General features: G+C 66.9%; 12 protein-coding genes. 7 read left to right on the top strand and 5 right to left on the bottom strand.

The window, feature by feature from the left end:
- Window positions 1-1,263, bottom strand: coding sequence for a glycine betaine/L-proline ABC transporter ATP-binding protein ProV (gene proV, locus AC1VNX_RS15750; protein WP_483157533.1), 1,263 nt, complete (start codon window positions 1,261-1,263; stop codon window positions 1-3).
- Between the two features lie 536 nt (window positions 1,264-1,799).
- Here proV and fumC point away from each other — a divergent pair.
- On the top strand, window positions 1,800-3,197 hold the full coding sequence (fumC, locus tag AC1VNX_RS15755; RefSeq protein ID WP_483157534.1) for a class II fumarate hydratase: 1,398 nt from the start codon (window positions 1,800-1,802) through the stop codon (window positions 3,195-3,197).
- Window positions 3,198-3,247: 50 nt separating this feature from the next.
- Here fumC and AC1VNX_RS15760 read toward each other — a convergent pair whose 3' ends face one another.
- Complete coding sequence (locus tag AC1VNX_RS15760) at window positions 3,248-3,868, bottom strand: NAD(P)-dependent oxidoreductase (RefSeq protein ID WP_483157535.1); 621 nt, start codon at window positions 3,866-3,868, stop codon at window positions 3,248-3,250.
- Window positions 3,869-3,972: 104 nt separating this feature from the next.
- Here AC1VNX_RS15760 and AC1VNX_RS15765 point away from each other — a divergent pair, with 104 nt between their 5' ends.
- Window positions 3,973-4,893 (top strand): LysR family transcriptional regulator, encoded by a 921-nt coding sequence (locus tag AC1VNX_RS15765; RefSeq protein ID WP_483157536.1) that lies wholly within the window; start codon window positions 3,973-3,975, stop codon window positions 4,891-4,893.
- Between the two features lie 10 nt (window positions 4,894-4,903).
- Here AC1VNX_RS15765 and AC1VNX_RS15770 read toward each other — a convergent pair whose 3' ends face one another.
- Window positions 4,904-5,539, bottom strand: coding sequence for a YqhA family protein (locus tag AC1VNX_RS15770; RefSeq protein ID WP_483157537.1), 636 nt, complete (start codon window positions 5,537-5,539; stop codon window positions 4,904-4,906).
- A 163-nt stretch (window positions 5,540-5,702) separates the two neighbouring features.
- On the opposite strand from AC1VNX_RS15770, the gene acs reads away from it, so the two are divergent.
- Window positions 5,703-7,703 carry an acetate--CoA ligase gene (acs, locus tag AC1VNX_RS15775; protein WP_483157538.1) on the top strand — a complete coding sequence of 667 codons (2,001 nt, stop codon included), beginning with the start codon at window positions 5,703-5,705 and terminating at the stop codon, window positions 7,701-7,703.
- A gap of 148 nt (window positions 7,704-7,851) precedes the next feature.
- Complete coding sequence (locus tag AC1VNX_RS15780) at window positions 7,852-8,352, top strand: DUF485 domain-containing protein (protein ID WP_483157539.1); 501 nt, start codon at window positions 7,852-7,854, stop codon at window positions 8,350-8,352.
- 33 nt (window positions 8,353-8,385) lie between these two features.
- Here AC1VNX_RS15780 and AC1VNX_RS15785 read toward each other — a convergent pair whose 3' ends face one another.
- The gene (locus AC1VNX_RS15785; RefSeq protein WP_176666610.1) at window positions 8,386-8,700 is read right to left on the bottom strand and encodes a c-type cytochrome; all 315 of its coding nucleotides are present in this window, start codon (window positions 8,698-8,700) and stop codon (window positions 8,386-8,388) included.
- Window positions 8,701-8,805: 105 nt separating this feature from the next.
- Between AC1VNX_RS15785 and AC1VNX_RS15790 the strand changes: the two genes are divergently transcribed.
- Complete coding sequence (locus AC1VNX_RS15790) at window positions 8,806-9,060, top strand: TIGR04438 family Trp-rich protein (protein ID WP_483157540.1); 255 nt, start codon at window positions 8,806-8,808, stop codon at window positions 9,058-9,060.
- Window positions 9,061-9,129: 69 nt separating this feature from the next.
- Window positions 9,130-9,960: a DUF3592 domain-containing protein gene (locus AC1VNX_RS15795; protein ID WP_483157541.1), complete on the top strand. Its 831-nt coding sequence runs from the start codon at window positions 9,130-9,132 to the stop codon at window positions 9,958-9,960.
- A 10-nt stretch (window positions 9,961-9,970) separates the two neighbouring features.
- Here the strand turns inward: AC1VNX_RS15795 and ilvD are convergent, their stop codons facing one another.
- Window positions 9,971-11,665 (bottom strand): dihydroxy-acid dehydratase, encoded by a 1,695-nt coding sequence (gene ilvD / locus AC1VNX_RS15800; protein WP_483157542.1) that lies wholly within the window; start codon window positions 11,663-11,665, stop codon window positions 9,971-9,973.
- Between the two features lie 102 nt (window positions 11,666-11,767).
- On the opposite strand from ilvD, the gene AC1VNX_RS15805 reads away from it, so the two are divergent.
- Window positions 11,768-12,718, top strand: coding sequence for a LysR family transcriptional regulator (locus tag AC1VNX_RS15805; RefSeq protein WP_483157543.1), 951 nt, complete (start codon window positions 11,768-11,770; stop codon window positions 12,716-12,718).
- The last annotated feature ends 10 nt before the right edge of the window (window positions 12,719-12,728 follow it).

Here is a 12,728-nt window from a genome sequence, read left to right on the forward strand (position 1 = left end):
TCAGGCGGCTGTCGCTGCGGTTGCGGCGGCCACGGGTTGCTGGGGCTGGTGCGCCGGGTCGATCGGCGGCGTGTCGCGGTCGAGGAATTTCAGCAGCGTCGTCTTGCTGATCGCGCCGCAGAAGCGGCCATCGGCCGCCACCACCGGCATCGCGCACGGCGCCTGGGCTACCTGGCCGAAGAGGCCGGCCACGGGCGCATCGGCGTCGATGGTGCCGAGGTCGTTCAGGAAGGCGTGGCGCAGGCCCAGCGGGCCGGAATGGCCGTCGAGCGCGGCGCGCAGCGTGTCGGCCGACACCGTGCCCAGGTAGCGCCTGTTGGGGCTGGTCACATAGGCGAAGTCGCGGTCCTGGTCTTCCAGCTGCTTGAGCGCCGCGCGCGCGCCGCGCTCGGGGTGCTCGCAGACCACGGTGAGCTGCTTGCGCGCGATGTCGCCGGCCTTGAACACGGCCGCCGCGTCCACGCCGCGCACGAAGCTGCGCACGTAGTCGTTGGCGGGGCTGCGCAGGATCTCGTCGGGCGTGCCGACCTGGATCACCTGGCCGTCCTTCATGATCGCGATGCGGTCGCCGATGCGCATCGCCTCGTCGAGGTCGTGCGAGATGAAGACGATGGTGCGGCGCTGCTCCTGCTGCAGGCGCAGCAGCTCCGATTGCATCTCGGTGCGGATGATCGGGTCGAGCGCCGAGAAGGCCTCGTCCATCAGCAGGATCGACGGGTCCGAGGCCAATGCCCGCGCCAGGCCCACGCGCTGCTGCATGCCGCCCGAGAGCTCGTCGGGGTAGCTGTCGCCCCAGCCCGCCAGGCCCACCTGCGCGAGCGCCTTGTCTGCCTGCGCGAGGCGCTCTCTCTTGCCGGTGCCCGAGAGCTCGAGGCCGAAGGCGGTGTTCTCGCGCACCGTCATGTGCGGCATCAGCGCGAACGACTGGAACACCATGCTGATGTCCTTGCGGCGCAGCGCGCGCAGGCGGGCGTCGGAGTGTTCGTTGATGTCGGCGCCGTCGATCACGATGCGCCCGGCGGTCGGCTCGATCAGGCGGTTCAGCAGGCGCACCAGCGTCGACTTGCCCGAACCCGAGAGCCCCATGATGACGAAGATTTCTCCGGCCTGGATATCGAAGGTGGCGTCGAACACGCCGATCGACTGGCCGGTGCGCGCCAGGATCTCCTTCTTCGAAAGTCCTTGCCGGACCAGCTCCAGGGCTTGTTCGGGCTCGTCGCCGAACACCTTGAAGACATGGTCGATGAGAATTCCTTTGGCCATACGTCGGGGCTCCTTGGGTGAAGGGTTGACAGATCGCCGCCCCCGCCGGAAAGCACGCAGGAGCGACGCGACCACGCCCCCAGCCCAACGCATGGGCTGCCGGCAGGCACTGAAGACGACATGGCGACGAAGCCAGTGCCCGCCGGATGCTTCATTCGCAGGGCAACGGGCCTGGTCGAGGGGCGCCGCCTGGATGAGCGTGACGTGGCAATGGGGACGGAAAAGATCCGGCCGGTTTGCCGGGCTGGGCCCGGCGGGAGAACCTTGCACCGCGACGGGATTCGGAGATCCGCGAGTAGTGAAGGGGTGACCGGCAAGTTCAAGAGAGCGGGGAACCCGAACTCATCATGACTTGTTGGTCGTCAGAAGGCTTCGATCATAACTTTTCGACATGATGCGGTCAAGGCGGGAGGCGTATCGTGATGTCAGCGGCCAGCCAATGGCCCCGTCAGATGCGAGCTATTCCTATTGGCCGATACTCGGGCTCGCGCCCGCCGAGCGGCGCGACCTTTCATGATCCTGCGGAGCTTTTTCTCATGACGACTTCCCCCAAGACCCGTGCCGAGCGCGATACCTTCGGACCGATCGACGTGCCGGCCGACAAGCTGTGGGGCGCGCAGACCCAGCGCTCGCTGCAGAACTTCGACATCTCCGGCGAGCAGCAGCCGCGCGAGATCATCAAGGCGCTGGCGCAGGTCAAGCGCGCGTCGGCCGTGGTCAACCACGCGCTGGGCCTGCAGGACGAGAAGAAGACCAACGCCATCGTGGCGGCCGCCGACGAAGTCATCGCCGGCAAGCACCCGGGTGAGTTCCCGCTGGTGGTCTGGCAGACCGGCTCGGGCACGCAGACCAACATGAACGTCAACGAGGTGCTGGCCAACCGCGCCAGCGAGATCCTCGGCGGCGAGCGCGGCGAAGGCCGCCTCGTGCACCCGAACGACGACGTGAACCGCAGCCAGTCGAGCAACGACGTGTTCCCGACCGCCATGCACGTGGCAGCCGTCGAGGCCATCACCCACAAGCTGCTGCCGGCCATCGCCAAGCTGCGCGGCACGCTGGAGCAGAAGTCCAAGGACTTCGCCGACATCGTGAAGATCGGCCGCACCCACCTGCAGGACGCCACGCCGCTCACGCTGGGCCAGGAGTTCTCGGGCTACGTGGCGCAGCTCGCGCATGGCGAGGCGCATGTGCGCGCCGCGCTGCCGCACCTGTGCGAACTGGCACTGGGCGGCACGGCCGTCGGCACCGGCCTGAACGCACCCAAGGGCTATGCGGAACAGGTGGCCGCCGAACTCGCGAAGCTCACCGGCCTGCCGTTCGTGACGGCGCCGAACAAGTTCGAGGCCATGGCCAGCATCGACGGCATGGTGCACGCCCACGGCGCGCTGAAGACGCTGGCCGCCAGCATGAACAAGATCGCCAACGACGTGCGTTGGCTCGCCAGCGGCCCGCGCAGCGGCATCGGCGAACTGAGCATTCCCGAGAACGAACCCGGTTCATCGATCATGCCGGGCAAGGTCAATCCGACCCAGAGCGAAGCCGTGACGATGCTGGCCGCGCAGGTGTTCGGCAACGACGTCGCCATCAACATCGGTGGCGCCTCGGGCAACTTCGAGCTGAACGTGTTCCGCCCGATGGTGGCGCACAACTTCCTGCAGAGCGTGCGCCTGCTGGCCGACGGCATGGTGAGCTTCAACGACCACTGCGCGGTGGGCATCGAGCCGAATCGCGAACGCATCACGGAGCTGGTGCAGCGTTCGCTGATGCTGGTGACGGCGCTGAACACGCACATCGGCTACGACAAGTCGGCTTACATCGCCAAGAAGGCGCACAAGGAAGGCACGAGCCTGCGCGAAGCGGCGATTGCCTCGGGGCACCTCACGGCCGAGCAGTTCGACCAGTGGGTGGTGCCGGAGAACATGACTGGCCGTTGATTCGCCGGCGAGCCCCATGAAGAAAGGACCCTCGCGGGTCCTTTCTTCTTTCAGTAGCCGATGGTGTATCGCTGGCGTGAATGGGCGGGCTTTTCCAGCTCGTCGATGAACGCGATGGCGTAGTCCGCGAAGGTGATCCAGCTGCGACCTTCGGCGCTCACCAGCAGGTCGTCCTTGCCCAGGCGGAACTTGCCGGTGCGCTCGCCTTCGACGAATTCGGCGGAGGGCGAGAGGAAGGTCCAGTCCAGGTCCTTCTCGTTGTTGCGCAGCGTGTCCAGGAACACGCCGCCGGCCGAGGCTTCGGCGCGATAGGCGTCGGGGAAGTTCGGCGTGTCGATGACCTTCAGGCCGGGCGCCGCGAACAGGCTGCCTGCGCCGCCGACCACCAGCAGGCGCTTCACGCCGGCGCGCTTCGTCGGCTCGATGATGGCCGCGGGCGGCACGGTGGCGAAATGCGCGGCGCTGAACACGGCGTCGTGGCCGGCCAGGGCCTTCTCGAGGGCGGCGCCGTCGAGCACGTCGAGGTCGACGGCCTTCACGTTGGCGCGGCCCGCCAGCTTGGCGCTGGCCTTGCGGGCGATGGCGGTGACAGTGTGGCCGCGGCGCAGGGCCTCTTCGAGAAGCTGGCTGCCGGCGCGTCCGGTGGCGCCGATGATGGTGATGTGGCTCATGGTGACTCCTGTGAAAGATCGGATGGGATGAGCCGCATCTTAGGTTTCTGGTTTCGAAAGAAATACCTCGATTTGCGCGCTTGTTTATTCCTAAAATCGTTCGAATGGACCGATTGAATGCAATGCGCGTGTTCGTCAGCGTGGTCGACTCGGGCAGCCTTTCGGCCGCGGCCGACAAGCTGGACATGTCCCGCCCGGTGGTCACGCGCTACGTGGCCGAACTGGAGCAGTGGACCGGCGCGCGCCTGCTGCATCGCACGACGCGCCGCCTGAGCCTCACGGCCGCCGGCGAGGAACTCCTGCCGCGCTGCCGCCAGGTGCTGGAACTCACGGGTGACATGCAGGCTGCGGTGCGGCATCCGGCGGAGGCGCCGCGGGGGCAGTTGCGAATCACGGCCAGCACTTCCTTCGCGCAGGCCCAGTTGGCCGATGCGATGGCCGACTATGTGCGGCTCTATCCGGGCGTGGCGGTCGACTTGGTACTGCTGGACCGCGCGGTGAATCTCGTCGACGAGCGTATCGACCTCGCGATCCGCGTGGCGGCGGAGATCGACCCGAATCTGATCGCGCGACGGCTCACCGATTGCCGCTCGGTGGTGTGCGCCTCACCGGCCTACCTGAAGGAGCACGGCAGGCCGTCGAGCGTGGAAGAACTGGCGCAGCACAACTGCCTCACGCACTCCTACTTCGGGCGCAGCCTCTGGAATTTCACGCGCAAGGAAAACGGGGAGCCGGTTTCGGTGGCCGTCGGCGGCAACGTGTCGACCAATGAAGCCGCGAGCCTGATGTACCTGGCGAGGGCAGGGGCCGGCATCGCGATGCTGCCGACCTACCTCACGTCGCAGCTGCTGCAGTCCGGCGAACTGGTCCGGCTCTTCGGCGATTTCGAGCCGCAGGTGGTGGGCATGTACGCCGTGTACGCCTCTCGCAAGCACATGCCGGCCACCCTGCGCACGATGCTCGACTTCCTGGCCGCGCGATTCACCGAAGTGCCCGCGTGGGACGCAATGCCGCACGCAGGCTGAGGAGCAGGGCTCAGTGGCCGTCGCCGGCGTGCGGCGGCGGGGCCATCAGTCGGTCGGTGTAGGCAATGGCCATCGCCGACAGCAGGAACGCGATGTGGATCACGGTCTGCGCGATCAGCACGCGATCGGTGTAGTTGTCCGCGTTGATGAAGGTCTTCAGCAGGTGGATGGAGCTGATGCCGATGATGGCGGTGGCCAGCTTCACCTTGAGCACCGAGGCGTTCACGTGGCTCAGCCATTCGGGTTGGTCGCGGTGGCCTTCGAGGTCCATGCGGCTCACGAAGGTCTCGTAGCCGCCCACGATCACCATGATGAGCAGGTTGGAGATCATCACCACGTCGATCAGCGCGAGCACCACGAGCATGATGACCGTCTCGTTCAGCGTGCCGACGGGCGCCGTGGTCTTGTAGCCGATGCTGGTGATGAGTGCCTGCAGCGCCTCCTTGGAGCCGAAGGCGGCCTCCACCAGGTGCAGCAGCTCGACCAGGAAGTGCACCACGTACACCGCCTGCGCCACGATCAGGCCCAGGTACAGGGGCAGCTGCAGCCAGCGGCTCGCGAAGATCAGCTTGGGCAGGGGCCGCAGCGGCGAACCACGGCGTGGTACGGGCGGGTTCCGGGTGTCGAAAGGATCGGGAGCGGACATCGGCAGGGCGGTTGTGGAGGACCGCGAATTCTAGGGGTGTCCCAGTGACGCACTCGTGATAACCCCGAGAGGGCAAACAAACAAGCTCTAACATCGGACTCGTCAGTGACCCGTAAGTGGGCCCGCCGACATTACGGCCGCACCCCTCCTGGAGACAAAAAGCATGAGCAGCAGCGCATCGAAGAACATTGAATCCGTCCTGGTCGAGAACCGCGTGTTCCCGCCTGACGCCCGCGCCACGCAGGGCGCGCGCATTTCCGGCATGGCCGCCTACGAGGCCCTGTGCAAGGAAGCCGAACAGGACTTCGAGGGTTTCTGGACCCGCCAGGCCAAGGACAACCTGAACTGGACCAAGCCCTTCACGAAGACGCTCGACGAATCGAACGCGCCGTTCTACCAGTGGTTCGGCGACGGCGAGCTCAATGCCAGCGCCAACTGCCTCGACCGGCACATCGGCACCCCGGTCGAGAACAAGACCGCCATCGTCTTCGAAGCCGACGACGGCACCGTCACCAAGGTCACCTACAAAGAACTGCTCGCGCGCGTGAGCCAGTTCGCCAATGCGCTCAAGGCGCGCGGCATCAAGAAGGGCGACCGCGTCATCGTCTACATGCCGATGACCGTCGAGGGCGTCGTCGCCATGCAGGCCTGCGCGCGCATCGGCGCCACCCACAGCGTGGTGTTCGGCGGCTTCTCGGCCAAGGCGCTGCAGGAGCGCATCATCGACGCCGGCGCGGTGGCCGTGATCACCGCCAACTTCCAGCTGCGCGGCGGCAAGGAACTGCCGCTGAAGGCCATCGTCGACGACGGCATCGGGCTGGGCGGCTGCGAGTCGATCAAGACCGTGTTCGTGTACGAGCGCACGCCCACCGCGTGGAACCGCGTCGAGGGCCGCGACATCAGCTTCGCCGAGGCGCTGAAGGGGCAGGGCACCGAGTGCGCGCCCGTGCCGGTCAACGCCGAGCACCCGCTCTTCATCCTCTACACCTCGGGCTCCACCGGCAAGCCCAAGGGTGTGCAGCACTCCACCGGCGGCTACCTGCTGTGGGCCAAGCTCACGATGGACTGGACCTTCGACATCCGCCCCGAAGACGTGTTCTGGTGCACCGCCGACATCGGCTGGATCACCGGCCACACCTACGTCGCCTACGGCCCGCTCGCGGCCGGCGCCACGCAGGTGGTGTTCGAGGGCATCCCGACCTTCCCGCACGCGGGCCGCTTCTGGCAGATGATCGAGAAGCACAAGGTGACTGTGTTCTACACGGCCCCCACCGCGATCCGATCGCTCATCAAGGCGGCCGACGGCGACGAGAAGGTGCATCCCAAGAACTGGGACCTGACCAGCCTGCGCATCCTCGGCTCGGTCGGCGAGCCGATCAATCCCGAGGCATGGATGTGGTACCACCGCAATGTGGGCGGCGAGCGCTGCCCCATCGTCGACACCTTCTGGCAGACCGAGACCGGCGGCCACGTCATCACGCCGCTGCCGGGCGCCACGCCGCTGGTGCCGGGCTCGTGCACGCTGCCGCTTCCGGGCATCATGGCCGCCATCGTCGACGAGACCGGCAAAGACCTGCCCAACGGCGCGGGCGGCATGCTGGTCATCAAGCGGCCCTGGCCCTCGATGATCCGCACGATCTGGAACGATCCCGAACGCTTCAAGAAGAGCTATTTCCCCGAGGAGATGGGTGGCACGATCTACCTCGCCGGCGACGGCGCGGTGCGCAGCGCCGACCGCGGCTACTTCCGCATCACCGGCCGCATCGACGACGTGCTGAACGTGTCGGGCCACCGCCTGGGCACCATGGAAATCGAATCCGCGCTGGTCGCCAAGACCGACCTCGTGGCCGAGGCCGCCGTGGTGGGCCGCCCCGACGACGTGACGGGCGAGGCCGTGTGCGCTTTCGTCGTGCTCAAGCGCGCCCGCCCGACCGGCGAGGAAGCCAAGCAGATCGCCAACGAGCTGCGCAACTGGGTCGCCAAGGAAATCGGACCGATTGCCAAGCCCAAGGACATCCGCTTCGGCGACAACCTGCCCAAGACCCGCAGCGGCAAGATCATGCGGCGCCTGCTGCGCAGCATCGCCAAGGGCGAGGCGATCACGCAGGACACCTCGACGCTGGAGAACCCGGCGATCCTGGAGCAGCTCTCGCAGACGAACTGACGAGCAGTGCATTAGTGCTGTAGGACATGGCCGTTTATGCGGCCATTTGCGCCGAACAGGGCTCTTCGCTGAGGTAAAACCATCGGATCACCGCGCGCCTCGAAGCGCGCGGGTTCCCATGTGTTCGATCTTTCCGAAGGAGGCCCCAATGGGCGTGAGATCCGCTTTTCTTTTCGTCGTCGTGCTGCTGATCGTGGCGCTTGCCGCGCTCAACTGGGGCACGCTGGCCACGCCCACCGACGTGTGGCTGGGCTTCATGACCGTCTCGGCGCCGCTGGGCCTCATCATGCTGGGGCTGACCACGGTGCTGGCGGCCTTCTTCCTCGTCTACGTGCTGTACCTGCACAGCTCGGTGCTGATCGACACCAAGCGCCACGCCAAGGAAATGCAGGCCCAGCGCGACCTCGCCGACAAGGCGGAGGCTTCGCGCTTCACCGAGCTGCGCAACTTCCTGGAGGCGCAGGAAAACAAGCACATGGCGCAGAACGCCGACCGCCAGTCGGCTGTCCTGGCCCGTCTGGAGCAGCTCGAAACGGCGATCCGCCTGCGCTCCGACCAGACCGACAACACCATGGCCGCACACATCGGCCAGCTCGAGGACCGCATCGAGCGTCGTCCTGTGCCGGTGGACATCAACCCACAGGCGTGATGTCGATGCCCGAAGGAGGGCTTGAAGGAGGGCTTATTTCGTCGACAGCACCCAGGCCGCGAGCTTCTTTGCGTCGGCTTCGCTGACCTGGTTGTTCGCGGGCATCGGCACCGGTCCCCACACGCCGGAGCCGCCCTTCATGATCTTGTTGGCGAGGGTGTCGACGGCGCCCTTGTCGTCCTTGTACTTGGCAGCCACGTCCTTGAACGAGGGGCCGAGCACCTTGCGCTCGACCGCGTGGCAGCTCATGCAGTTCTTCGAGGTCGCCAGCGCCAGGTCGGCGAAGGCGGGCGCGGCGAGTGCAGTGAGGCCGAGGCCCAGGACTGCCGGCAGCAAGACTCTTTTCATGGGGTGTAATTGTTAAAGGCTGAGTTACATTCGTCTCAACGCGATTGTAGGTAGCGCCGTGCACGGCGCCGGATGCGTTGCCAATACAACCCTGAGGGATTCGCGATGTGGTTTCTGGGATTGGGCCTGCTTGCTCTGGCCCTGAAATATTTCGAGATCGGCATGGTCGCCACATGGAGCTGGTGGATCGTGCTGTCGCCGTTCGCGCTGGCCGTCGCATGGTGGGCCTGGGCCGATTCGTCGGGCTACACCAAGCGCAAGGTCATCGAGCGGGAAGAACGGCGCAAGCAGGCGCGCATCGACCGCCAGAAGAACAACATGGGCATGAAGACCAGCAACGGGCAACGCCCGCGCCGCTGAGCCGTTTCCGAGGCGCTTCTTCTCCCAGCGGCCGAAGTCCCCGCACCGCATGCATCGAGCAGACGTGCCATGGACGAGGAAGCCACCACCCGCGCGCTGATCGTCTTCGGACTTTCGCTGCTGCTCGGCCCGGCCGTCGGCGGGCTCGTGGGGTGGCTCAAGAATTTCTTCTGGGGTGTGGGCGTGGGCGCCTTGCTCATCGGCTGCGCCGGCCTGTACGGCGCGGCATCTCTCGGCTGGAACCGCTACCAGTCGATCGCCGGCACCGCCAGCGTGCAGGGCAGCCTCCTCGAGTTCGTCGACGAACAGAGCAAGGACAGCAAAGGGCGCACCACGGTTTCGCGCGCGCCCATCGTCGAATACGTCACGCCGGATGGACAGAAGCGCCGCGTCAAGGGGCTGGGCGGCGGCCTGTCGGGCAAGGAGTGGGGTGATCCGGTGGAGGTGCGCTATCGCGTGGCCGACCCCTCGCAGGCGCTGGTGGCCGACTTCCAGAACATGTGGGGCGGCGTCTGGGGGCTCGGCATCTTCGGCGCCTTTCCCATGATGTTCGGCCTGTTCTTTGTCGGCATGGCGCGCAGGGAAGCGCGCGAGAAGCAGGGCGCTGGCGTACGGCCGGAGTTGCGCGAGCCCACGCCCGGGCAGAAGCGCTGGCGCACGCGTGGCACGGTGCTCGCCAACCTCGTCTTCCTGGCCGGCTTCGCGCTCGTGTTTCTCTACCCGGACCCGAGCCCGATGAAGCAGTTCGGCGCGGGCTTCATGACCATCGGCGCCGGCGCGATCCTGCACTTTCTCGTGCAGAGCCTGCCGCCGGCGATGGATTTCCAGTCGCGCAGCATCCTCGCGATCGTGGGCCTCGGGTTTCTGGCCTTTGGCTACGGCGTGTGGATGATGGCCTGATCGACCGATCTCAGAACTTGTCGAGCACAGCGCCCGAGCTGGCGCTCGATGCGTTGAACGCGAACTTCGCCTGCACGCCGCGCGTGTAGCGTGGGGCCGGTGCCTTCCAGCCTTCGCGGCGCTTGGCGATCTCGGCTTCGGGCACGTTCAGTTCGAGCTTGAGCTGGTGCGCATCGATGGTGATCGAGTCGCCCTCGTTCACGAAGGCGATGGTGCCGCCGGCAGCCGCTTCGGGCGCGACGTGGCCCACCACCATGCCCCAGGTGCCGCCCGAGAAGCGGCCGTCGGTAATGAGGCCCACGCTCTCGCCGAGGCCCGCGCCGATCAGCGCGCCGGTCGGCGCCAGCATCTCGGGCATGCCCGGGCCGCCCTTGGGGCCGAGGTAGCGCAGCACCATCACGTCACCGGCCTTGATCTTGCCGTCGAGGATGGCCTTCAGCGCCGACTGCTCGTCGTCGAACACGCGTGCCGGACCGGTGATGACCGGGTTCTTCAGGCCGGTGATCTTGGCGACCGCGCCTTCGGGCGACAGGTTGCCCTTCAGGATCGCGAGGTGGCCTTCTTCGTACATCGGGTTGTCGATGGTGCGGATCACGTCCTGGTCGGCGCGCGGCACGTCCGGCACGTCCTTCAGCACCTCGGCGATGGTCTGGCCGCTGATGGTGATGCAGTCGCCGTGCAGCAGGCCCGCGTTCAGCAGCACCTTCATCACCTGCGGGATGCCGCCGGCCTGGTGCAGGTCGACCGCGAGGTACTTGCCCGAGGGCTTCAGGTCGCAGATCACCGGGACCTTCTTGCGCATGCGCTCGAAGTCGTCGATGGTCCATTCCACGCCCGCCGCGTGCGCGATCGCCAGGAAGTGCAGCACCGCGTTGGTCGAGCCGCCGGTGGCCATGATGACCGCGACCGCGTTCTCGATGGCCTTCTTGGTCACGATGTCGCGCGGCTTCAGGTCCTTCTTGATGGCCTCGATCAGCACCTTGGCCGACTCCTTGGCCGAGTTGGCCTTCTCGTCATGCGGGTTGGCCATGGTCGAGGAGTAGGGCAGCGAGATGCCCAGTGCCTCGAACGCGCTCGACATGGTGTTGGCCGTGTACATGCCGCCGCACGAGCCGGTGCCGGGGATGGCGCGCTTTTCGATCTCGAGCAGGTCTTCGTCGCTCATGTTGCCGGCGGCGTTCTGGCCCACGGCTTCGAACACGCTCACGATGTTCAGGTCCTGGCCCTTGTAGCGGCCCGGCAGGATGGTGCCGCCGTACACGTAGATGGCCGGCACGTTGGCGCGCAGCATGCCCATCAGGCCGCCGGGCATGTTCTTGTCGCAGCCGCCGACCACCAGCACACCGTCCATCCACTGGCCGCCCACGCAGGTCTCGATGCAGTCGGAGATGACTTCGCGGCTGACCAGCGAGTACTTCATGCCCTCGGTGCCCATGGCCATGCCGTCGGAGATGGTGGGCGTGCCGAACACCTGCGCGTTGCCGCCGGCTTCCTCGATGCCGGCGATGGCCGCGTCGGCCAGCTTCTGCAGGCCCGAGTTGCAGGGCGTGATGGTGCTGTGGCCGTTGGCGACGCCGACCATCGGCTTCTTGAAGTCGCCTTCCTGGTAGCCCATGGCGTAGAACATCGAGCGGTTGGGAGCGCGGCTCTTGCCTTCGACGATGTTGGCGCTGCGGCGGTTGATCTGGATTGGCTTGGTGTCCATGGTGTCTCTTCTGTCGTGGGGGAGATCGGGGGAGCCCAAGTATCGGACTTCTGATTGATTGCTTCCAATCCATTTTCAATCGCTGATTGATATGCTTGGCATATGAATGAAGCACTGATCGACCTGCGCGCCTGGCGCCAGTTCGTCGCCGTGGCCGAGGAGCTGCACTTCGGCCGCGCCGCGCTGCGGCTGCACATGACCCAGCCGCCGGTCACCCAGGCCATTGCCCAGCTCGAGAAGACGCTGGGCGTGGTGCTGTTCGACCGCACCCGCCGGCGCGTGGCGCTCACGCCGGCCGGCGAGGCGCTGCTGCCCGACGTGCGGGAGCTTCTGGCGCGCGCACAGGCCCTGCCTGGGCGGGCTCGCGCAGCCGCAGCGGGGCAGGTGGGCCGCGTGCGCATCGGCTTCGTCTCGACGGTGGGTTTCGAGCAGTTGCCCGCCTGGGTGCGCGAATTCCGCGTGCTGTGCCCCGAGGTGGCGCTGGAGCTGGTCGAAGCCACGGGCGACGTGCAGCTCGAAGCCTTCGCGCGCGGCGAGATCGACGCCGGCCTGATGCTGCATTCGCCCGGCGCCGCGCCGCCGGGGCTGGCGCGCCTTGCCGTGTCGGAGGAACCGCTGGTGCTGGCGCTGCCCGAGCGTCACGCGCTCGCGCGCACCGGCAAGCTGCTGCTGGCCGACGTGCTGGCCGAGCCGCTGGTGATCTTCCCGCGCCGCATCGTGCCGTCGCTGCACGATGCCATCTTCGCCCTGTACCACGCGGCCGGCCGCACGCCGCAGCTCGGGCAGGAGGCGATCCAGATGCAGACCATCGTGAACCTCGTCTCGGGCGGCATCGGCGTAGCCTGGGTGCCCGAGAGCGTCACGCAGTTCCGTCGGGCGGGCGTGGTGTATCGCCGCGCCGAGGAGTTCGCGCCGGCCGCGCGGCGGCGCAGTGCGCCGGAGCTGCCCGGGTGCGAAACCAGCCTGGTGTGGCCAGAGGGCACGGCCAATCCGGCGCTCGAACGCTTCATTGCCTTCGTGCGCGAGCGGGGTGCAGGTTCGAAGAGCCGGTAGGAGGCTCAGG

Source organism: Variovorax sp. TLI9-5A (assembly GCF_056867935.1).

Excerpts from the sequence above, each read along its gene's own strand:
- proV (WP_483157533.1), bottom strand. The coding sequence starts at position 1,263 with ATGGCCAAAGGAATTCTCATCGACCATGTCTTCAAGGTGTTCGGCGAC.
- fumC (WP_483157534.1), top strand. The coding sequence starts at position 1,800 with ATGACGACTTCCCCCAAGACCCGTGCCGAGCGCGATACCTTCGGACCG.
- AC1VNX_RS15760 (WP_483157535.1), bottom strand. The coding sequence starts at position 3,868 with ATGAGCCACATCACCATCATCGGCGCCACCGGACGCGCCGGCAGCCAG.
- AC1VNX_RS15765 (WP_483157536.1), top strand. The coding sequence starts at position 3,973 with ATGGACCGATTGAATGCAATGCGCGTGTTCGTCAGCGTGGTCGACTCG.
- AC1VNX_RS15770 (WP_483157537.1), bottom strand. The coding sequence starts at position 5,539 with ATGTCCGCTCCCGATCCTTTCGACACCCGGAACCCGCCCGTACCACGC.
- acs (WP_483157538.1), top strand. The coding sequence starts at position 5,703 with ATGAGCAGCAGCGCATCGAAGAACATTGAATCCGTCCTGGTCGAGAAC.
- AC1VNX_RS15780 (WP_483157539.1), top strand. The coding sequence starts at position 7,852 with ATGGGCGTGAGATCCGCTTTTCTTTTCGTCGTCGTGCTGCTGATCGTG.
- AC1VNX_RS15785 (WP_176666610.1), bottom strand. The coding sequence starts at position 8,700 with ATGAAAAGAGTCTTGCTGCCGGCAGTCCTGGGCCTCGGCCTCACTGCA.
- AC1VNX_RS15790 (WP_483157540.1), top strand. The coding sequence starts at position 8,806 with ATGTGGTTTCTGGGATTGGGCCTGCTTGCTCTGGCCCTGAAATATTTC.
- AC1VNX_RS15795 (WP_483157541.1), top strand. The coding sequence starts at position 9,130 with ATGGACGAGGAAGCCACCACCCGCGCGCTGATCGTCTTCGGACTTTCG.
- ilvD (WP_483157542.1), bottom strand. The coding sequence starts at position 11,665 with ATGGACACCAAGCCAATCCAGATCAACCGCCGCAGCGCCAACATCGTC.
- AC1VNX_RS15805 (WP_483157543.1), top strand. The coding sequence starts at position 11,768 with ATGAATGAAGCACTGATCGACCTGCGCGCCTGGCGCCAGTTCGTCGCC.